This window comes from Variovorax sp. PAMC28562 (assembly GCF_014303735.1).
GTDB lineage: Bacteria > Pseudomonadota > Gammaproteobacteria > Burkholderiales > Burkholderiaceae_C > Variovorax.
Window position 1 is genome coordinate 1,400,685 of sequence record NZ_CP060296.1, and the last position, 20,438, is coordinate 1,421,122.

Below are 20,438 nucleotides of genomic sequence, written 5' to 3' on the forward strand. Positions count from 1 at the left end.
ATGCGCGCAATCCTGAATGGGCCGGTATTGAATGGCCCGGTGTTCGCCGATGTGCCGGTACCCGCCTTCGTGCCCGGCCCCGCCGGCACGCACATCACGATCCGCGGTCTGACCAAGTACTTCGCCGGTTGGCCGCTGTACGAGAACTTCGACCTCGATATTCCGAAGCATGCGATCGTCTCGGTGTTCGGGCCCAACGGCTGCGGCAAGTCGACGCTCATCAACATGATCGCGGGGCTGGTCCCGATCGATGCGGGCGAGATCCTGTTCGACGGCAAGCAGCGCAAGGACACCAAGATCGGCTACGTGTTCCAGAACTACCGCGAGGCGATGTTCCCGTGGATGCGCACCATCGACAACATCGCCTATCCGCTCAAGCTGGAAGGCAAGAGCAAGGCGGAAGTCGACCGCCGCATGGCCGAACTGGTGGCGTCGTTCGACGTCAAGTTCGACCTCAAGCGCTACCCGTACGAGCTCTCCGGCGGCCAGCAACAAACAGCGTCGATCATGCGGGCGCTGGCGCCCAACCCCGAAGTGCTGTTCTTGGACGAGCCGTTCTCCGCGCTCGATTTCGAGATGACGCTCTTCATCCGCGAGAAACTGCAAGAGGTCTTCATGAAGACCGGCACCACCATGCTGCTGGTCTCGCACGACCTCGAAGAAGCCGTGTACCTGGCCGACCAGGTGCTGCTCCTGACCAAGCGCCCGACCCGGGTGGCCGAAATCTTGCGTTATGGCGATGCACGGCCCCGCACCGTGGAGACGCTGAGCGAGCCGAGCTTCGTGGCCATGAAAAAGCGCAGCCTCGAAATCTTCCAGCGTGAAGTCAGACGATGAGGTTGCCATGACGCCTGTGCAGATCGAAACCTATGTGGATGCGGCGGCTGCCGCGCTGGGGCTTCGGCTTCGGCCGGAGCACCGTGCGGGCGTTCTGGGCTACTTCACGCTGGCGGCGGGATTTGCCGACATCGTCGAGGCGGTACCTTTGGCGCCTTCACACGAGCCCGCGGTGACGTTCGTGCCCGTGAGCCCGACGGAGCAAGAGCAGTGAACCCCGCAGCGTTTCTGGCCAGCGATGCGTCGTCGATGGCCGCCGCGGTGCGGGCCAACGAGGTCAGCGCGGTGGCGCTGGTGCAGGCCAGCCTGGAGCGCATCGCCGCGACCGACAGCCGCGTCAACGCGTTCACCGAAGTGCTGCAGGCGCGGGCGCTGCGGCGCGCGTCGCAGGTCGATGTCTCGCTGGCTTCGGCCCACGGCGATCGCACGCGCGAGCTGCCGCTGCTGGGCGTGCCGTTCGCCGTCAAGAACCTGTTCGACATCGCCGGCATCGCCACGTTGGCCGGCTCGAAGATCGAGCGCGAGAGTGCGCCGGCGCGCAGCGATGCTGCGCTTGTGCGACGCCTCGAAAGCGCTGGCGCGGTGCTGGTCGGCGCGCTCAACATGGACGAGTACGCCTACGGTTTCACCACCGAGAACAGCCACTACGGACCGGTGCGCAATCCGCATGACGGCAGCCGCATCGCAGGTGGTTCGTCGGGCGGTTCGGGTGCTGCGGTGGCGGCGGGGCAGGTGCCGCTGACGCTCGGCTCGGACACCAACGGATCGATCCGCGTGCCGGCTTCGCTGTGCGGCGTGTTCGGGCTCAAGCCGACCTTCGGCCGCCTGCCGCGCACCGGCAGCTATCCTTTCATTTCGAGCCTGGACCACCTCGGCCCGTTCGCGCGGTCGACGCGCGATCTGGCGCTGGCGTACGACGCCATGCAGGGGCCGGAGAGCTTCGGCCATCGCGACCCCGGTTGTGCGCAGCGCGATGTAGAGGCCGTCGTCAAAGATCTCGACCTCGGCACGCAGGGTCTGCGCATCGGCGTGCTCGGCGGCTACTTTCGGGAGCACGCAGGGCCGGAAGCGCTTGTCGCGGTCGACCGCGTGGCCGATGCGCTGGGTGCGGTCAACACCGTGATGCTGCCGATGGTCGATGCCGGCCGCGCGGCCGCGTTTCTCATCACCAACTCCGAAGGTGCGGCATTGCACTTGAGTGACTTGCGCAACCGTCCGCACGACTTCGAGCCGCTGTCGCGCGACCGATTTTTAGCCGGTGCGTTGCTGCCGGCCGCGTGGGTTGCGCGCGCCCAGCGTGTGCGCCGCGCCTATGCCGAGGCGGTGGCGCGCGTGTTCGAGCGCTACGACATCCTGCTGGCCGCGGCAACGCCTTCAGCTGCCACGCCCATCGGTGCGGAATGGTTCGAGATCAACGGCCAGCGGCTGCCGGTGCGCCCGAACATGGGGCTGCTGACGCAACCCATTTCTTGCGTCGGGCTGCCCGTCTGCGCGGTGCCGGTGTGGGGCGCCCATGCGACCTTGCCGATCGGGGTGCAGGTGATCGGCGCACCCTGGCGCGAAGACCTGGTGCTGCGCGTGGCGGCCGCGCTCGAAGCGGCCGGCGTGGTGCATGCGCCGGTGGCTGCGCTCAACTGAATCACTTCAACACGACAACCTAAAGACGATCATGTTCCCGCAACTCAGCATCAACCTGCCCGACGTCGTTGCACAAGTCACCGCCGCATTCGAGCGCTACGAAGACGCGCTCGTCACCAACAAGGTCGAGGTGCTCGACGAATTGTTCTGGGCCAGCACGCTCACGCTGCGCTACGGCGCCACCGAAAACCTGTACGGCCATGCCGAGATCCAGGCCTTCCGTGCCGGACGCCCCGCCGTGGGGCTTCAGCGCGAATTGCTGCGCACCGTCATCACCACTTATGGGCACGACTTCGCGACCGCCAACTGCGAATTTCGCCGTGCCGGCACCGAGCGCACGGGCCGCCAGAGCCAGACGTGGATGCGCACGCCCGAGGGCTGGCGCGTGGTGTCCGCGCATGTGAGCCTGCTCTGAAATCGGTATCGATTTCGGTGCACTTGGGCTCGGCACGCTTTGTGCATACCTTCTTGTATCCAAGATAGAACCGTTGTTGGATCTGTCCAAGGACTAAACCGCAAGTTGCCCAAAACCGGAGAGAGCCATGAAGAGTCAATTCAACCGTCGCGATTCCCTCAAGTCCCTTGCCGCGCTCGGCGCAGCGGGCACCCTTGGAGGTTTCAGCGCACTCGCCAGCGCGCAAAAGCCGCTCACCGTCGGCGTCATCTACGTCGGCCCGCGCGACGACTACGGCTACAACCAGGCCCACGCCCAGGCTGCGGCCGAGATCAAGAAGATGCCCGGCATCAAGGTCGTCGAAGAAGAGAACGTACCCGAGACCGCGGCGGTGCAAAAGACCATGACCGGCATGATTTCGCAGGACGGCGCCAAGCTGCTGTTCCCGACTTCTTACGGCTACTTCGACCCGCACATCCTGGCGCTCGCCCCCAAGGACCCCGATGTACGCTTTTCGCATTGCGGCGGCCTTTGGACCGAGAGCATGCCGAAGAATGTCGGCAGTTTCTTCGGCTACATCGACGAATGCCAGTTCTTGAACGGCGTGATTGCCGGCCACATGAGCAAGAGCGGCAAGATCGGCTTCGTCGCCGCCAAGCCGATCCCGCAGGTGCTGCGCAACATCAACGCCTTCACGCTGGGTGCGCGCTCGGTCAAGCCTGGCATCACCTGCAGTGTCATCTTCACGGGTGAGTGGTCGATGCCGGTGAAAGAAGCCGAAGCCACCAACAGCCTGGCCGACCAGGGTTGTGACGTTTTCACGATGCACGTCGATGGCCCCAAGGTGGTCGTCGAGACGGCAGCCAAGCGCGGCAAGATGGTTTGCGGCTACCACGCGAGCCAGGCCAAGCTGGCGCCTCAGGCCTACCTCACGGGTGCCGAGTGGAACTGGCTCACCGCCTACAAGACCATCATCGAAGCCGCGCAAGCCAGCAAGCCGCACCCCAACTTTTTGCGTGGCGGCCTGAAGGACGGCTACGTGAAGATGTCGGCCTACGGCCCGGCCGTGACCGACGCCGCCAAGAAGCAGGCCGACGACGTCAAGGCCCGGATGATCGCCGGCACCTTCGACATCTTCAAAGGCCCGTTGAAGGACAACAAGGGCAAGGAAGTGCTGGCGGCTGGCAAGTCGCAAAAGCAGACCGACATCGAACTCGAAAAGATGAACTATCTGGTCGAAGGTGTGAACGGCAGTTTCTAAAGGCCGAGCATGCGCAACGCCCTCCGCGAAATCGCTTTGCCGGTGTTCGCTATCGTGGCGGCGCTGTTGCTCTTCGGCCTGCTGGTCGCCTTTGCCGGGGTCGATCCGGTGGCAGTGTGGGTGACGCTTTTCAAGGGCGCGTTCGGCGACTGGTTCTCATGGCAGAACACGTTGCAGCGGGCGGCGCCGCTCATGCTCACCGCGTTGTGCGTGGCCATCCCGGCGCGGGCCGGGCTGGTCATCATCGGCGGCGAAGGGGCGTTGGTGCTGGGCGGACTCGCCTGCGCGGCATTGGCCCATGCCGTCCCGTTGCCTGCCAACGTCATCGGCACCGTGCTGGTGTGCATCGCCGGCGCCTTCGCCGGGGGGCTGTGGATCATGCTGGCGGGCCGGTTGCGGCAGTACCGTGGCATCAACGAAACCATCAGCAGCCTGCTGCTGGCCTACATCGCCATCGGCATCTTCAAGCACCTGGTCGAAGGCGTGCTGCGCGACCCGGCCAGCCTGAACAAACCCTCGACCTATCCGCTGCCCGAAGCCTTGCTCATCGGCGGCATCGGCGGCTCCGACATTCATTGGGGTCTGGTCATCGGCATCGTGGCCTGCATCGGACTCGGGCTCTGGTTGCGCATCACGGCGTCGGGCTTTGCGATCCGGGTGGTGGGCGGCAATCCGCGCACCGCGCAGCTCGTCGGCCTGCCTGCGACCAAGTTGATTCTTGCGGCGTGCGGTATCGGCGGTGCGTGTGCCGGCGTGGCGGGCGCGGTCGAAGTCGCTGCCGTGCACACCAACGCCAACGCGTCGCTGATCGCCGGCTATGGCTACGCCGGCATCCTGGTCTCGTTCATCGCGCGGCACAACCCGATCGCGATCATTCCGGTCGCCATTTTGTTCGGCGGCTTCGGTGCGGCGGGCAGCCTGTTGCAGCGTCGGCTCGGCTTGCCCGATGCGTCGGTGCTGGTGCTGCAGGGGATCGCGTTCGTGCTGATCCTCGCGAGCGAGGGGCTGCGGATGATCGACTGGAAGAAGCTGAGCGCGAAGACCATCGCTGCGGGTTCGGCCCAGAAGACCAACACCGTGGAGGCTGCATGAACGCTGCCCGTTCACCATGACCGCGGACCAATGGGTGGCGCTTGTCGCCGGCATCGTCGGCGGTGCCTTGCGTGTTGGCGCACCGTTTCTTTTCGTGAGCCTGGGTGAATGCCTGACCGAGAAATCGGGCCGTATCAACCTGGGCCTCGAAGGCGTGCTGGTCCTGTCGGCGATGGCGGCTTTCGGCGGTGCGTACTTCACCGGCTCACCCTGGCTCGGCGTGCTGATCGGCGCCTGCGCCGGCGCGGCGCTCGCCTTGCTGCACGGCTTGTTGTGCTCGCTTGACGGCGTCAACGACGTCGCGACCGGCATCGCGTTGATGCTCTTCGGCACCGGCCTCGCGTTCTATCTCGGCAAGCCGCTGATCCAGCCGCAAGCGCCGCAGATCCCGGCGATCCCGCTCGGCGACTGGAGCGACAACCCGGTCGTTCGCTCGGCGCTGCAGCTGAACGCGCTGGTGCCGGTCGGCCTCCTGCTCGCGGTCTTTTTGTGGTGGGGCTTCGCACGTACGCGCGCCGGCCTGCTGGTGCGCATGGCGGGCGATTCGGCCAACGCGACGCGGGCGCTCGGCTACTCGGTGGCGGGCATTCGCATCGCGGCCACCACGGCGGGCGGCTTCATCGCCGGGCTCGGTGGGGCGTCGCTCACGCTGTTCTATCCGGGCAGCTGGAACGAGGGCATCTCCAGCGGGCAGGGCTTGATCGCGGTGGCACTGGTCATCTTCGCGCGCTGGAGCCCGCTGCGGTGCGTCGGTGCGGCCTTCCTCTTCGGCGGTGCGGGCGCCATCGGACCGGCGCTGCAATCGGTCGGCGTGGGCTGGGGCTACCACCTCTTCAACACGGTGCCCTACGTACTCACGCTGGTGATCCTGGTCATCACATGCAAGCCCGGGAGCGTCGCGATCGGCAGTCCTGGCGAGTTGTCTTCGACGCGCTGATCGTTCGGCGCGCCAACCCTTATAGGAATCAGTGAAATGAGTGGATTCGGTGGCTTGAACAAATCGGCGAACGGCGTCGTCATCGGCCTGGTGCAACTGCAGTTGCCAACGGTCAAGACCAAAGCCGACCTCACGGCGCAGACGCAGCGTGTCTGCGACATGGTCGGCAAGGCGAGGCGCAACCAGGGCACGATGGACCTCGTCGTGTTTCCCGAGTATTCGCTGCACGGCCTCTCGATGGACACCTCGCCTGAAATCATGTGCGAGCTCGACGGCCCCGAGGTGAAGGCGCTGCGGCAGGCGTGTGTCGACAACACCATCTGGGCCTGCTTCTCCATCATGGAAGCCAACCCCGACGGCAACCCGTACAACTCCGGGCTCATCGTCGACGACATGGGCGCGATACGGCTCTACTACCGCAAGCTCCATCCGTGGGTGCCGGTCGAGCCGTGGGAGCCGGGCAACGTCGGCGTGCCGGTGTGCGACGGCCCCAACGGCAGCAAGCTCGCGCTCATCATCTGCCACGACGGAATGTTCCCGGAGATGGCGCGCGAGGCCACGTACAAGGGTGCTGAAATCATCCTGCGCACCGCCGGCTACACGGCGCCGATCCGCCATGCCTGGAAGATCACCAACCAGGCCAACGCCTTCTGCAACCTGGCCTACACCGCGAGCGTGTGCCTGTGCGGCAGCGACGGCAGCTTCGACTCGATGGGCGAAGGCATGTTCTGCAGCTTCGACGGCACGGTGATGGTCGAAGGCGGCAGCCGCGTCGACGAAATCATCACTTGCGAACTGCGGCCCGACCTGGTGCGCGAAGCCCGCACCGGATGGGGCGTCGAGAACAACATCTACCAGCTCTACCACCGCGGCTACGTGGCAGTGAAGGGCGGGGCGCAAGACTGCCCCTACACCTACATGCAGGACATGGCGGCCGGCAACTACAAGCTGCCGTGGAGCCACCAGGTGCAGGTGACGGACGGCACCTCGTGCGGCTTTGCGGCGCCGCTTCGTGCCTACAAGGGCCACGAGATGCATCCGCTCGTACCGCAACTCCCCGCCGCGCTGCCCGACATTCCGCAAGACCCCGCCTCGGCACACCGGAGGGCTCTCGATTGATGACCGACGCCGCCAATTTGCCAGCGCTGCACATCGCGGCCGAGCCTTACGCATGGCCCTACAACGGCGACCTGCGGCCGGCCAACACGGCGCTCATCGTCATCGACATGCAGACCGACTTCTGCGGCAAGGGCGGCTATGTCGATGTGATGGGCTATGACCTCGCGCTCGTGCAGGCACCCATCGCGCCGATCGCGCGCTTGCTGGCCGTGCTGCGGCCGCTCGGCTTTCACATCATCCACACGCGCGAAGGCCATCGGCCCGACCTGGCCGACCTGCCTGCCAACAAGCGCTGGCGCTCGCGGCAGATCGGCGCCAACGGCGTCGGCATCGGCGACGACGGGCCGTGCGGCCGCATATTGATTCGCGGCGAGCCGGGCTGGCAGCTGATTCCCGAGCTGGCACCGCTGCCGGGCGAAGTCGTCATCGACAAGCCGGGCAAGGGCGCGTTCTATGCGACCGATCTCGAACTCATCCTGCGAACCCGCGGCATCGAGAACCTGATCCTCGCCGGCATCACGACCGACGTGTGCGTGCACACGACGATGCGCGACGCCAACGACCGCGGCTTCGAATCTTTACTGCTGTCGGATTGCACGGCAGCCACGGACCACGGAAACCATATGGCCGCGCTGAAGATGATCACGATGCAAGGCGGCGTGTTCGGTGCGCATGCCACATCGACGGCGTTCATCGACGCCGTCGGCGCCCTCGAGCACTGAAAGACCGCATGGCCGCAAAGCTCAGTGCACCCGCAGATATCGCAGAGCGCACGCACCCTATCGGCGCGTTGCCCGCGGGCACCGGCGCGCTCACGCTCGACACCTACCGGCTCACCAAGCGCTTCGGTGCCTTCACCGCGATGGACTCGGTGACGATGCACGTGGAGCCCGGCACGGTGCACGCGCTGCTCGGAGAAAACGGCGCGGGCAAGAGCACGCTGGTGAAGTGCGTGGCGGGCTTTCAGCGGGCTGAAGAAGGCGGCATCCTCATCGACGGCCGGGAACAAGACATCGCCAACCCGATCGTCGCGCGCGCTTTGGGCATCGGCATGGTGTATCAGCACTTCACGCTGGCACCGGGCATGACGGTGGCGGAGAATCTGTTGCTGGCCGGCGGCAAGACGCCGGCGCTGATCGACTGGAAAGCCAAGCGCGCCGACCTCAAGGCATTTCTCGCGACCACGCCCTTCAGCCTCGACCTCGACGTCACGCCTTCGTCGTTGGCGGCCGGAGAAAAGCAGAAGCTCGAACTGTTGAAGCAGTTGTACTTGCGGCCGCGTCTGTTGATCCTCGACGAGCCGACCTCGGTACTGACGCCGCAGGAAGCCGATGAAGTGCTGGGCCACGTGCGCGACTTTGCGCGGAGCGGCATGTGTACCGTGCTCATCATCACGCACAAGTTTCGCGAAGTGATGGCCTATGCCGACAGCGTGACGGTGCTGCGCCGCGGCAAGGCGGTGCACCACTGCCGCGTCGACGAAACCAGCCCGGCGCAATTGGCTGCGGCCATGATGGGCGAGGCGGGCGAAGGCGTGGCGCCACCGCCCGAAGGCGATGCACCGGCCGTGCTGGAAGCGGTCGCGCCGACCGGCCGTGCGCGGCACACGATGAAGGTGCTGGCGAGCGACGCGCCGATCGCCTTGAATGTCGAGAACCTGCAAGCCATGGGCGACCGTGGCACGCTGGCGTTGCACGACCTGAGTTTGTCGGTGCGCGCCGGCGAAATCCTCGGCGTGGCGGGCGTGTCGGGCAATGGGCAGCGCGAGCTGGTCGAGGCGCTGGTCGGCCAGCGTGCACGGCTGTCGGGCAAGGTCACGGTGATGGGCCAGCCCTATGCTGCAAAGCGCAGCGAGAACCGCGAACTGAAGGTACGCAGCCTGCCCGAAGAACCGTTGCGCAATGCCTGCGTCGCCGATTTGAGCGTGGCCGAGAACATGGCGCTGCGCGACTTCGATCAGCTTCCGTTAGCGCGCGGCGGCTTGCTGAACTTTTCCGTTTGGCGCAGTCGCGCGCGGGAGTGGATCGGCGAGTACGGCGTCAAGACGCAAGGCGAAGGTGCCCCCATTCGCAGCCTCTCGGGCGGCAACGTGCAACGCGCCGTGTTGGCGCGCGAACTGGCCGGCGACATCAACGTGCTCATCGCGGCCAACCCGGTGTTCGGGCTGGACTTCGCTGCCGTGGCCGAGATCCACGCGCGCATCGTGCAGGTGCGCGAAAAGGGCGGCGCCGTGCTGCTCATCAGCGAAGACCTCGACGAGTTGCTGGAGCTGGCCGATCGCATCGTGGTCATGAGCGAAGGCCGCGTCGTGTTCGAGACGCCTGCGGCCACAGCCGAGCGGCACGTGCTCGGCGCGCACATGGGCGGCGGGCACCACTAACCAACCGAGAAGCACACCATGCGCGTGGAAGCCAACCCCTTCGCCTTCGACTTCGACATAGATAAAACCGCCCTTGTGTTGATCGACATGCAACGCGACTTCATCGAGCCCGGCGGCTTCGGCGAGACGTTGGGCAACGACGTGTCCTTGCTCGAAGCCATCGTGCCCGCGACGCAAACGATGTTGCAGGCGTGGCGCGAGGCCGGCGGCCTGGTGGTCCATACGCGCGAGGCGCACGCGGCTGACTTGTCGGACTGCCCGCCGGCCAAGCTGAACCGCGGCAGCCCGACGTTGCGCATCGGCGACGTAGGGCCGATGGGTCGCATCCTCGTCAAGGGCGAGGTCGGCAACCAGATCATCGAAGCACTGGCGCCGGTCGAAGGCGAACTGGTCATCGACAAGCCCGGCAAGGGCATGTTCTACGCGACCGGCCTGCATGAAACGCTGCAGGCGCGCGGCATCACGCACCTGCTCTTCGGTGGCGTCACGACCGAGGTCTGCGTGCAGACCAGCATGCGCGAAGCCAACGACCGTGGCTACGACGGACTGCTGCTCGAAGACTGCACCGAGAGCTACTTCCCCGCATTCAAGGCGGCGGCCATCGACATGATTCGCGCCCAGGGCGCCATCGTCGGCTGGACCGCGCCGAGCAATGCAGTGTTGACTGTCTTGCGCGGCACCGGCAGCGACTAACATTCCGCGGTGTCTACCGTCCGTACTCCTGTCACGCGCGCCGCCCGTCCTGTCGGCTCCGCTGCTGCGGTCGCTGCCGCTGCCGCTGCGTCGACGCCGGACCCCATCGTCCCTGCTCCGGTGCCGTTCCGCACCCGCGCCGACGAGGTCTATGCGCAGCTGAAGCGCGACGTCGCCGAGTTCCGCATGGTGCCCGGCGACCGCTTCACTGAAAACGAGATCAGCGAGCGCTTGGGCGTCTCGCGGACGCCTGTGCGCCAGGCGCTGTTTCGCATGCAGCAGGAAGGGTACGTCGAGGTTCTTTTCAGAAGCGGTTGGCGCGTGCTGCCGTTCGACTTCGACCAGTTCGAACAGCTCTACGACCTGCGCATGGTGCTGGAGACCACAGCCGCGCATCGCCTCTGCGAAACCGACCGCCACATCGACCGCGCGATGCTCGACACGCTGGTCGCCATCTGGCTGGTACCCAGCGCCCAGCGCAGCACGGATGCGACGCAGGTCGCGCAGTGGGACGAGGAGTTTCATTGCTCGCTGGTCGCCGCCGCCGGCAACACCGAGATGGCCCGCGTGCATCGCGATGTGACCGACCGCATCCGCATCATTCGCCGCCTCGACTTCACCAAGCAGCCGCGCATCGACGCGACGTATGACGAGCACGCCAAGATCCTGAAAGCCATCCGCGCGCACCGCGGCGATCAGGCGGCGATGTTGTTGCGGGCGCACATCGGGACGAGCCAGGCGGAGGTGCGAAAGATCACGCTGCACCAAGTGCACATGGCGCGGCACGCGGCTGGGTGAGTAGTCTGCTGGTCACGACGTTCGCTTTATGACAACGCACCGCAATCGACAGAGACTGTCGACAACTCGCGAAGAAGAAAATAGATGAACAAAGGCCGGATCGATTCACAAAGTTTTGTAGTCGCGTAACTACCAGCGCCCTCACTTTAGCGCTCTCAATTCTTCCCCCAAAAACTCCGTAAACGCATAGGCAATCAGCGGCGGCTGCCGCCCGTGCAGACTCGCCAGCACCATCTCCACTTTCGGAAAGCCGCGGTCCTCGATGGACGCCAGCGCCTGGCTGGCGACCAGCGCGATAAGGCAGCAAAGCAATGCGCCGTGTGGCACGGTGGGTGCTTGTGAAGGAGCATGAAAGACTCATCGCGCACGCCACGCCCCAAGATGGCGCCGAAGCGGCCCGAAGCGGTGACATTCGGCCCCGCTCTGCACAACGCGTGGCAACTGCATGCCGACCGCATCAGCTTTGTGCGCCAGCCGCTCGCGCCGCAGCCGCTGCTGATCGACGCCCGGCCGCAGCCGATTGAGATCGACCTGGCGCACAGTGCCCTCGTGGTGGTCGACATGCAAAACGACTTTTGCCACCCCGAAGGCTGGTTCGCGCAAAAAGGCATCGACACCGAGTCGGCACGCCGGCCGATTCCCGTTCTTCAAGGCCTGCTGCCGGCATGGCGCGAGGCCGGCGGCGCGGTCGTGTGGCTGAACTGGGGCATCCGCGCCGACAAGCGCAACCTGAGCCCGACCGTGCAGTTCAAGGGCAAGCGCCGCGCCGATGCGGTGGGCTACGCCGAACACTCGCCGATCGACCACGGCGCATCGCTGGTGCAGGGTTCGTGGGGCGCCCAAGTCATCGACGAACTGGAGCTGGCGCCGGCCGACATCACCGTGCACAAGCACCGCCTGAGTGGCTTCTGGGACAACGAGTTCGACAGCCTGTTGCGCCAGCAAGGCATCACGACGCTGCTGTTCGCCGGCATCAACACCGACCGCTGCGTGTTCTCGACGCTGCAAGACGCCGCCTTTCTCGGCTACGACTGCGTGCTGCTCGAAGACGCCTGCAGCACACCGTCGCCCGCCTTCGTGACCCAGGGCGTGCTCTACATCGTCGAACTGCTGCACGGCTTCGTGGCGACGGCGGCGGCGCTGCGCCTTTCACTTTCCCGTTCTTGAGCGTTCGCCCATGCCTTCCAAACGATTCGATTGCTCCTTGGCCCGCCTTGCTGCCACAGCGCTGCTGGAGGCAACGCCGGCCGACGCACAAACGCCCATCAAGCTGGTGCTGAAAGTACGAAGGCCCGCAAGCGTGGTTCTTCCTGCCGACCTTCCAACATCGCCCGCTGAACACCAGAAAACCGACATGGACTTGCAACTCAAAGACAAGGTGACGCTGTTGGACTACGTCAAGTGGAGCGCCGTGGCGCCGGCCAAGGCCTGGGGCCTGTATGGCACCAAGGCCGTGACAGGGCCCGGTGCCCATGCCGACATCGCCATCGGCGCCAAGTCACCCGGCATTCCGCTCAACGCGCTGCCGTTGGTTGACGGGCTGGTGGGCGCGCTGTGAGCACGCCGGCCGCGCCCCGGCAAGCGCAAAAGGTCGAGGTGTTCCGGGTGCCGTGCAGCGGGCCGGGCGACCTGTCGGGCGTGCAGGCGCTGGTCGATGCGGGGCGGCTCGACCCAGCGCAGATCGTCGCGGTAATGGGCAAGACCGAAGGCAACGGCTGCGTCAACGACCACACCCGCGATTTCGCCGCCACGGCCTGGTGCCACTTCCTCGCGCCACATCTCCGCTGCACGGTGGCGCAGGTGCACGACCGCGTGGCGCTCGTAATGTCGGGCGGCACCGAGGGCGTCCTGTCGCCGCACTTCACGGTGTTCACGCGTGGCTTCATCGATGTCAGCGATGCCGCGAGCGTGTCGGGCGAGAAGCGCCTGGTGATCGGCACGGCGCACACGCGCGCCTTCGCGCCCGAAGAGATCGGCCGCATGGCGCAGGTCGCGGCCACGGCCGAAGCGGTGCGGGCCGCGATGCGCGATGCCGGCATCGACGACGCGGCCGACGTGCACTTCGTGCAGGTCAAGTGCCCGTTGCTCACGTCCGCCAAGGTGCTGGCGGCGCAACAGCGCGGCGCAGCGACGGTCACGCGCGACAGCTATGAATCGATGGGCTGGTCGCGTGGCGCCTCGGCGCTCGGCGTCGGACTGGCACTCGGCGAATTGGCCGCAGTCGATGAGGCGGCGATCCTGCAAGACAGCGCGCTGTATTCGGCACGGGCCTCGTGCTCGGCCGGGATCGAGCTCGAAGGCAACGTCGTCATCGTGCTGGGCGAGGCCGTCGGCAGCGCATCGGCCTACCGCATCGCGCACACCGTGATGCAGGACGCGGTCGATGCCACCAGCGTGCGCCGCCTGCTGCGCGAGGCTTTCGGGCTCGACCCCGAGCGCGATGCCGACGCCATTCGCGGGCGGCTGGTCAACCTGCTGGCCAAGGCGGAGGCCAGCCCGAGTGGGCTGGTGCGCGGCGCTCGTCACACCATGCTGAACGACTCCGACATCAACGCCACGCGGCACGCCCGCGCAGCGGTCGGCGCCGTGCTGGCCTCGGTGGTCGGCCAGACCGCCCTCTACGTCTCGGGCGGTGCCGAGCACCAGGGGCCAGCCGGCGGTGGTCCGGTCGCCGCGATCTTCGCGGTCGTGGGCTGAAAGCCATGGTGCGCAACGCCAACCTGGGCGTGGCATGCGCTTCGACCCGCACAATTCGCACTGAAATGACGACACCCCAGATGCCTGACGCTACGCCGACCCGACAAAGCTTTGATTGCGCCTGGCTGTTGACCGACCCCGGCGCTGCGCCTGCGCAGGCCGATGTGCGAGTGGCAGTTTCGGGCGGTCGCGTGGCATCGATCGATGCGCTGGAGGCACTGGGCGCCGCAGTCACGGCGCGTCGCCTGCTGGCCTTGCCGGCCCTGTCCAACGCCCACGACCACGCCCGCACCGTCCGCAGCGCCACCCTCGGCGCCTTCGACCAACCGCTCGAAAGCTGGCTCCCCTACCTCGGCCTCGCACCCGGCGTCGACCCGTACCTTTGCGCCGCCACCTCGTTCGCGCGCTCTGTGCGGCACGGCGTCGCCAATCTGATGGTTCACTACACGCGGGTGCAGGGCGGCATGCCGTATGTCGACGAGGCCCGCGCGGTGGCACGGGCGGCGAGTGATGTCGGTGTGCGCATCGGCTTCGCAATCGCGATGCGCGACCGCAATGGCATCGCCTACTGCGACGACGCGACGGTGTTGAAGGCACTGCGGCCGGGCATTCGCGACGTGGTCGCGCAGCGGCTGTCGGTCAAGCCGATGGCGCCGGCCCAGCAACTCGCGTTGGTGGACGAGGTCGCTGCGATGGTGAGCGAAGGTGGCTATGGCGATCACGTCACCGTGCAGTACGGCCCGGCCGCCGTGCAGTGGTGCTGCACGCCGTTGCTCGAAGCGATTGCACAGGCCTCCGCAGACACCGGCCGCCCCGTGCACATGCACCTGCTGGAAACCAAGTACCAGCGCGCATGGTCCGATGCGGCGCATCCCGGCGGCATCGTTCAATTTCTCGACAGCATCGGCTTGTTGAGTCCGCGTCTCACGCTGGCGCATTGCACCTGGGCGCGCGCCGACGAGCTGGCGCTGCTGGCCGAGCGCGGCGTGACGATCGCAGTCAACACCAGCTCCAACCTCGGCCTCAAGTCGGGCATAGCGCCACTGCCCGAGATGCTGAAGCAAGGCTGTCGCGTGGCGATGGGCCTCGACGGCATGGCGTTCGACGAAGACGACGATGCGCTGCGCGAGATGCGGCTCGCCTATTCGCTGCACCGCGGCTGGGGCTTCGACACGACGATGACGCGCGATCAGCTGTGGGGCTTTGCGGCGCGACACGGTCCGCGCAGCGTGGGGGGCGCCTTGCGTAGTGGTGGACGCATCGAGCCCGGCGCGCCGGCCGACATCGTGCTGCTCGACTGGGATGCGCTCGACGACGATGCGCTGTTCTCCGACATCGATCCGCTCGATCTGTTGTTGGCGCGCGGCAATGGCAGCCACATCGCGCAGGTGCTGATCGGCGGCCGCAGCGTGGTCGAAGGCGGCCGTGTGACCGGCATCGACGAGACGGCCTTGCGTGCCGAGTTGTTGGCGCGAATGCGCGCGGCTCTGTCCAGCGATGTGTCCAGCGATGCGGCCAGCGCTTCATGGCGCGGCACCGTACAGGCGCTGTCCGAAGACCTCGCGCCGTTCTATCGCAGCGGGCACTTCGGCGGCTGCTGCGACTGACCCAATTTCAATATCTCAAACCTTGAATCTCGCATGACACGACTCGACATCACCGCCGGCGGCCTTCACTTCGTCGCCGAAACCCATCCCGACGCACCGCTCACCGTGGCTGCCTTTGCCAAGCTGCTGCCGTATCGGCAGAAGCTGATTCATGTGCGATGGAGCGGCGAGGGCTGCTGGGTTCCGCTCGGCGACTTTCAGTTGGGCGTCGGCTTCGAGAATCACACCGCCCATCCGTCACGCGGCGACATCCTGTTCTACCCGGGCGGCTACAGCGAGACCGAGATCATCTGGGCGTATGGACCGTGCAGCTTCGCGAGCCGCATGGGGCCGCTGGCGGGCAATCACTTCCTGACGATCGTCGAAGGGCAGGATCAACTTCAGGCGCTCGGCCGCAAAGTACTGTGGGAAGGTGCCCAGGACGTTCTGTTCGAACTGGCCTGAGCCCAAGCTCAACCGAAGCTGGCGGCCTCGACCGACGTTGTCTGCTTCGGCAGTGCGATCGGTACTTCGGTCACCCACATCTGCAGCGGATACGGCCGGAGGAATGCCGATGTTTCTTCGATGGGCGCATAGAGCCACTCGTCGACCCAGCCGTCGGGCAGGATCACAGGGCGGCGCCGCGGACGTTCGCCCCTGAGTTGCTGCATGAGCGCGTCCTCGGTGGCGTCGATCGTCAACAGCGCAAAGCTCTCGACACACGCGCCTTGTGGCGAGCGCCAGCCGTTCCACAGCCCGGCGATGCAAAACGGTGCGCCATCGAATCGCTCGATGCGAATTTCGCTGCCGGTGTCGGTCGTTTCGAACAACGCATGGGCAACCACCACGCAGCGGTGCGAGCGTTTCCATGGCTGATAGAAGTTGCGTTCGGTCGCGGCGGTTTCGCTGGCTGCTTCATGCGTAAGGCGGTCGCGACCGTCCGGTGAAAACAGCGGGATCAAACCCCAGCGGCCGGTCGCGGCTTCAAAGCGAGGTAGCTTGCCACCGCGGGCCGCGTCGGTGCGCGGTCGGCAGACGAACACGCCTTGTTCGTGGACGCGAACTTCAGGCGCCACGGCCGGCGCCTGAACGCCAAACTGGCGCCAAAAATGCGCTGGATCCTGAACGGCGTGATAGCGGTGGGCCATGCGACCAACTCTAAATGCAACGGAATATTTCGGGAGAAAAATTGCGGCCAGCAGTTAATGCAAACGGCTTACCTTTCCCCTGAATTCGAAGCTTTTTACATCTTCAAAGCGAAAAATCGTAGTCGACGGTGATCGGCGCGTGGTCGCTGAACTTGACGGTCTTGAAGATCGACTCGTGCTGTGCCAAGTGAGCGAGCGCTGGCGTCGCCAAGTGGTAGTCGAGACGCCAACCCACGTTGTTGGCATAGGCCTGACCGCGGTTGCTCCACCACGTGTAGGCCGCGTCAGTGGTCTCGGGCTGCAGCATGCGATAGACGTCGACCAGTCCGGCGCCCTCGGTGCCGGCATCGAGCAGTCGCGTCATCCAGGCGCGCTCTTCAGGCAAGAAGCCGCTGTTCTTCTGGTTGCCGCGCCAGTTCTTCAAATCGATTTGCTGGTGCGCGATGTTGATGTCGCCGCACAGGATGAACTCGCGTTCTTTCTTCAACGCGGTCAGATGCGGAAAGAAGCCCTTGAGGAAACGGAACTTGGCGGCCTGCCGTTCCTCGCCCGAGCTGCCGCTGGGGAAGTAGCAGCTGATGATCGACAGCTTGCGCGCAGGGGTGTCGAAGCGCAGCTCGAGGTAACGGCCTTCGGCGTCGAACTCGGCGTCGCCCCAGCCGATGACGACGTCGCTCGGCGCATGGCGCGTGTAGATGGCGGTGCCGGCGTAACCCTTTTTCTCGGCGAAATGGAAGTGGCCTTTCAGGTTGGCCATTTCTTCGAATCGGCCTTCGACATCGCTTGCCTGGACGCGGATTTCCTGCATGCAAATACAATCCGGCGCCAGTTCGGCCACCCAGTTGGCCACGCCCTTGGTCGTTGCCGAACGAAGGCCGTTGAGGTTGAGGCTTGTGAGTTTGAACAAAGGAATTCCCGATGGCTGAGTTGACTGAATTGAATGAGGCTGGCAGTTCGGTCGCGCTGGACTTCGTGCAGTTCGCGATCGATTCCGGGGTGCTGCGCTTCGGCGAATTCAAGACCAAGGCCGGTCGCATGAGTCCCTACTTTTTCAACGCGGGCCTGTTCGACGACGGCGCCAAGCTGATGCGGCTGGCTGAATTCTATGCAGACCGGTTGATCGAAAGCGGCATCGAGTTCGACATGATCTTCGGCCCGGCCTACAAGGGCATTCCATTGGGGGCGACGGTGGCGGCGGAGCTGGCGCGGCGTGGCCGCAACGTGCCGTTTGCCTACAACCGCAAGGAAGCCAAGGACCATGGCGAGGGCGGGACGCTGGTCGGTGCGCCGCTTGCGGGTCGCGTGCTGATCGTCGACGACGTCATGTCCGCCGGCACTGCGGTGCGCGAATCGATCGCGGCCATCGAGGCTGCCGGCGCGGTCGCGCACGGCGTGGTCATAGCGCTCGACCGACAAGAAAAAGCGACGGAGAACGGCATCGATGTCGACCACAGCGCTGTGCAATATGTACGCAATCAGCTCGGCATGGCGGTGGTGGCCATCTCCACGTTGAACGACTTGCTACATTACCTCTCGGAACGCGCAGACCCTTCGCTGGGCGTTCATCGCGAGGGAGTTATGGCTTACCGACAGCGCTACGGCGCCTGAGCTTTTTCGGTCGGCTGAAAGACAGGATTTCTGGTGCGCACACATAATTTTTTCGCGATCTTGTCTTCAATCCTGTTGCTCGTTGGAGGGACTGCAAACGCGCAGACGACAGCCAACTCGGGCGGTCCGAGCGGCGGCATCTACAGCTGCACCGATTCGCGCGGCCGCATCATCACCGCCGATCGCCCGATTGCAGATTGCATCGACCGCGAGCAGCGCGAACTCAACCCGAGCGGCACCACGCGCCGCACCGTCGAGCCGACTTACACCGCACGAGAATCGGCCGAGCGCGAGGAGCGCGCGAGGCAGCAGTCGCTGCTTCAGGCGCGCCAGCTCGAAGAGCGGCGACGGGAACGCGCGCTGCTGGTCCGATACCCCAACGCCGCGGCGCACAACCGGGAGCGCGCCGAGGCACTCGTGCAGATCGACGCTGTGACCCAGGCAGCAAAGAAGCGCCTGGCCGAGCTGTCCGACGAGCGCAAGAAAATCGACGAAGAGCTCGAGTTCTACAAAAGCGACATCGGCCGTGCCCCGGGTGCCGTGCGTCGCAAGCTCGACGACAACGTGCAGAGCATGGCGGTGCAAAACCGCTTTGTCAGCGACCAGGAAGACGAGAAGAAGCGGGTGAATTCGCGCTTCGATGACGAGCGAATCAAGCTGCGCCAACTCTGGACATCAGACGCTGGCGGCACGGCGAAATAGCCGACGCTCCCGCGGGCGCCGGCTCTGCTGCGCTAGCTCAACTTCGACTTCAAGAGCGCGTTGACCTGCGCCGGGTTGGCCTTGCCCTGGCTGGCCTTCATCACCTGACCGACGAGCGCGTTGAAGGCTTTCTCTTTGCCGGCGCGGTACTCGTCGATGTTCTTCTGGTTGGTCGCCAGCACGCCGTCGACGATGGCTTCGAGGGCGCCGGTATCGCTCATCTGCTTCAGGCCCTTGGCTTCGATTAGCGCATCGACGTCGGTACCTTCGCGGGACCAGAGGGCATCGAAGACTTGGCGCGCTGCGTTGTGCGACACGGTGCCATCGGCGATGCGCGTGACCAGCTTGGCGAGTTGCGCAGAAACGACCGGCGCGTCGGTGATCGCGATGTCTTCGGCGTTGAGTCGCCTCGCCATCTCGCCGGTGATCCAGTTGCTTGCGAGCTTTGGCGCAGCACCTGCCGCGACCGTGTCGTCGAAGTAGCGCGCCAGTGCCGTGCTCTGCGTGAGTTGCGCCGCGTCGTACTGGGAAAGTCCGTGTGCAGTCACATACCGCGCAGCCATCGCACGCGGCAGTTCCGGCATCTCAGCCTTGACGCGGTCGATCCAGTCTTGCGCAATCGCCAGCGGGGGCAAATCAGGGTCGGGAAAGTAGCGGTAGTCGGCCGCGTCTTCCTTGGTCCGCATGGCGCGCGTCTCGCCCGAGTCGGGGTCGAAAAGAATGGTTGCCTGCTGTACCTTGCGGCCATCTTCGATCTCTTCGATCTGCCAGCGAATCTCGTAGTCGATCGCCTGTTGCATGAACTTGAAGCTATTCAGGTTCTTGATCTCGCGTCGCGTGCCCAACGGCTGGCCGGGCTTGCGCACCGACACGTTGGCGTCGCAACGGAAGCTGCCTTCCTGCATGTTGCCGTCGCAGATGCCGATCCACGTCACGATCTTGTGCAGCTCTTTCGCATACGCCACGGCCTCGGCGGTCGAGCGCATGTCGGGCTCGCTCACGATTTCGAGCAGCGGGGTACCCGCACGGTTCAAATCGATGCCGGACTGGCCGATGAAGTTTTCGTGCAGCGACTTGCCGGCGTCTTCCTCCAGATGCGCACGCACCAGTCGAACGGTCTTGGGTTCGGGTGGCTGTCCGGCCGTCGCCGCAGGCACGAAGAAAGACACCTCGCCACCTTGCACCACCGGGATCTCGAACTGGCTGATCTGGTAGCCCTTGGGCAGGTCGGGATAGAAGTAGTTCTTGCGCGCGAACACGCTGCGCGGCGCGATGGTGGAGCCGAGCGCGAGGCCCAGCTTGATGGCACGTTCGACCGCGCCCTTGTTCATCACCGGCAGCGAGCCGGGCAGTGCCAGGTCGACCGCGCAAGCCTGTGTGTTGGGCTCGGCACCGAAGGCGGTCGAGGCACGGCTGAAGATCTTGCTGGCGGTCGACAACTGCGCATGCGTCTCGAAGCCGATGATGACTTCGTAGCCACGCACCAGCGGGCCGGTCGGTCGGCCTTCCTGCATCTGTTCGAAAGAGTTCATCACGGGTTGGCTCATC

At 65.4% G+C, this 20,438-nt stretch carries 23 protein-coding genes; 19 read left to right on the forward strand and 4 right to left on the reverse strand.

All coding sequences use genetic code 11. The annotated features are described in order from the left end of the window. From H7F36_RS06575 to H7F36_RS06630, 12 genes are all read left to right on the forward strand, one after another. Positions 1-837: an ABC transporter ATP-binding protein gene (locus tag H7F36_RS06575; RefSeq protein ID WP_187053928.1), complete on the forward strand. Its 837-nt coding sequence runs from the start codon at positions 1-3 to the stop codon at positions 835-837. A 7-nt stretch (positions 838-844) separates the two neighbouring features. Further along, on the forward strand, positions 845-1,051 hold the full coding sequence (locus H7F36_RS06580; protein ID WP_187053929.1) for a DUF4089 domain-containing protein: 207 nt from the start codon (positions 845-847) through the stop codon (positions 1,049-1,051). 35 nt (positions 1,052-1,086) lie between these two features. Beyond that, the gene (locus H7F36_RS06585; RefSeq protein WP_187054830.1) at positions 1,087-2,475 is read left to right on the forward strand and encodes an AtzE family amidohydrolase; all 1,389 of its coding nucleotides are present in this window, start codon (positions 1,087-1,089) and stop codon (positions 2,473-2,475) included. 31 nt (positions 2,476-2,506) lie between these two features. Beyond that, on the forward strand, positions 2,507-2,890 hold the full coding sequence (gene hpxZ / locus H7F36_RS06590) for an oxalurate catabolism protein HpxZ (RefSeq protein WP_187053930.1): 384 nt from the start codon (positions 2,507-2,509) through the stop codon (positions 2,888-2,890). A gap of 127 nt (positions 2,891-3,017) precedes the next feature. Further along, positions 3,018-4,130, forward strand: coding sequence for a BMP family ABC transporter substrate-binding protein (locus H7F36_RS06595; protein WP_187053931.1), 1,113 nt, complete (start codon positions 3,018-3,020; stop codon positions 4,128-4,130). 9 nt (positions 4,131-4,139) lie between these two features. Next, positions 4,140-5,222 (forward strand): ABC transporter permease, encoded by a 1,083-nt coding sequence (locus H7F36_RS06600; protein WP_187053932.1) that lies wholly within the window; start codon positions 4,140-4,142, stop codon positions 5,220-5,222. 16 nt (positions 5,223-5,238) lie between these two features. Beyond that, complete coding sequence (locus tag H7F36_RS06605) at positions 5,239-6,159, forward strand: ABC transporter permease (RefSeq protein WP_187053933.1); 921 nt, start codon at positions 5,239-5,241, stop codon at positions 6,157-6,159. A gap of 36 nt (positions 6,160-6,195) precedes the next feature. Next, positions 6,196-7,278 carry a formamidase gene (locus H7F36_RS06610; RefSeq protein WP_187053934.1) on the forward strand — a complete coding sequence of 361 codons (1,083 nt, stop codon included), beginning with the start codon at positions 6,196-6,198 and terminating at the stop codon, positions 7,276-7,278. Next, entirely contained in the window at positions 7,278-8,000 is a 723-nt protein-coding gene (locus H7F36_RS06615) for a cysteine hydrolase family protein (protein WP_187053935.1), read from the forward strand. Before H7F36_RS06610 ends, H7F36_RS06615 begins: the two co-directional genes overlap by 1 nt. A gap of 8 nt (positions 8,001-8,008) precedes the next feature. Beyond that, on the forward strand, positions 8,009-9,658 hold the full coding sequence (locus tag H7F36_RS06620) for an ABC transporter ATP-binding protein (RefSeq protein WP_187053936.1): 1,650 nt from the start codon (positions 8,009-8,011) through the stop codon (positions 9,656-9,658). Between the two features lie 18 nt (positions 9,659-9,676). Then, positions 9,677-10,351 carry a cysteine hydrolase family protein gene (locus H7F36_RS06625; protein ID WP_187053937.1) on the forward strand — a complete coding sequence of 225 codons (675 nt, stop codon included), beginning with the start codon at positions 9,677-9,679 and terminating at the stop codon, positions 10,349-10,351. A 105-nt stretch (positions 10,352-10,456) separates the two neighbouring features. Continuing rightward, a complete protein-coding gene (locus tag H7F36_RS06630) occupies positions 10,457-11,149 on the forward strand; it encodes a GntR family transcriptional regulator (protein ID WP_187054831.1) in 693 nt (230 codons plus the stop codon). Between the two features lie 141 nt (positions 11,150-11,290). On the opposite strand, the gene H7F36_RS06635 is transcribed toward H7F36_RS06630, so the two are convergent. Continuing rightward, a complete protein-coding gene (locus H7F36_RS06635) occupies positions 11,291-11,476 on the reverse strand; it encodes a hypothetical protein (protein WP_187053938.1) in 186 nt (61 codons plus the stop codon). Positions 11,477-11,497: 21 nt separating this feature from the next. Here H7F36_RS06635 and H7F36_RS06640 point away from each other — a divergent pair, with 21 nt between their 5' ends. The 5 genes from H7F36_RS06640 to H7F36_RS06660 all read left to right on the forward strand — a co-directional run bounded on the left by H7F36_RS06640 (position 11,498) and on the right by H7F36_RS06660 (position 15,897). After that, positions 11,498-12,316 carry a cysteine hydrolase family protein gene (locus tag H7F36_RS06640; RefSeq protein ID WP_187053939.1) on the forward strand — a complete coding sequence of 273 codons (819 nt, stop codon included), beginning with the start codon at positions 11,498-11,500 and terminating at the stop codon, positions 12,314-12,316. Positions 12,317-12,326: 10 nt separating this feature from the next. Beyond that, positions 12,327-12,707, forward strand: a complete 381-nt coding sequence (locus H7F36_RS06645) for a hypothetical protein (protein WP_187053940.1) — start codon at positions 12,327-12,329, stop codon at positions 12,705-12,707. Next, positions 12,704-13,846 (forward strand): ring-opening amidohydrolase, encoded by a 1,143-nt coding sequence (locus H7F36_RS06650; RefSeq protein ID WP_187053941.1) that lies wholly within the window; start codon positions 12,704-12,706, stop codon positions 13,844-13,846. The genes H7F36_RS06645 and H7F36_RS06650 overlap by 4 nt, the downstream gene beginning before the upstream one ends. A 65-nt stretch (positions 13,847-13,911) precedes the next feature. After that, positions 13,912-15,453 (forward strand): amidohydrolase family protein, encoded by a 1,542-nt coding sequence (locus H7F36_RS06655; RefSeq protein WP_261802515.1) that lies wholly within the window; start codon positions 13,912-13,914, stop codon positions 15,451-15,453. Between the two features lie 33 nt (positions 15,454-15,486). Then, complete coding sequence (locus H7F36_RS06660) at positions 15,487-15,897, forward strand: DUF3830 family protein (RefSeq protein ID WP_187053942.1); 411 nt, start codon at positions 15,487-15,489, stop codon at positions 15,895-15,897. 8 nt (positions 15,898-15,905) lie between these two features. Here H7F36_RS06660 and H7F36_RS06665 read toward each other — a convergent pair whose 3' ends face one another. Beyond that, on the reverse strand, positions 15,906-16,580 hold the full coding sequence (locus H7F36_RS06665) for an SOS response-associated peptidase family protein (RefSeq protein ID WP_187053943.1): 675 nt from the start codon (positions 16,578-16,580) through the stop codon (positions 15,906-15,908). Positions 16,581-16,683: 103 nt separating this feature from the next. Beyond that, positions 16,684-17,487, reverse strand: coding sequence for an exodeoxyribonuclease III (locus H7F36_RS06670; protein WP_187053944.1), 804 nt, complete (start codon positions 17,485-17,487; stop codon positions 16,684-16,686). A gap of 11 nt (positions 17,488-17,498) precedes the next feature. Between H7F36_RS06670 and pyrE the strand changes: the two genes are divergently transcribed. Next, positions 17,499-18,188, forward strand: a complete 690-nt coding sequence (pyrE, locus tag H7F36_RS06675; protein WP_187053945.1) for an orotate phosphoribosyltransferase — start codon at positions 17,499-17,501, stop codon at positions 18,186-18,188. Between the two features lie 60 nt (positions 18,189-18,248). Next, positions 18,249-18,890, forward strand: a complete 642-nt coding sequence (locus H7F36_RS06680) for a DUF4124 domain-containing protein (RefSeq protein ID WP_410003070.1) — start codon at positions 18,249-18,251, stop codon at positions 18,888-18,890. Positions 18,891-18,922: 32 nt separating this feature from the next. Here the strand turns inward: H7F36_RS06680 and gatB are convergent, their stop codons facing one another. Further along, positions 18,923-20,437 carry an Asp-tRNA(Asn)/Glu-tRNA(Gln) amidotransferase subunit GatB gene (gatB, locus tag H7F36_RS06685; RefSeq protein WP_187053947.1) on the reverse strand — a complete coding sequence of 505 codons (1,515 nt, stop codon included), beginning with the start codon at positions 20,435-20,437 and terminating at the stop codon, positions 18,923-18,925. Position 20,438: the final 1 nt, after the last annotated feature.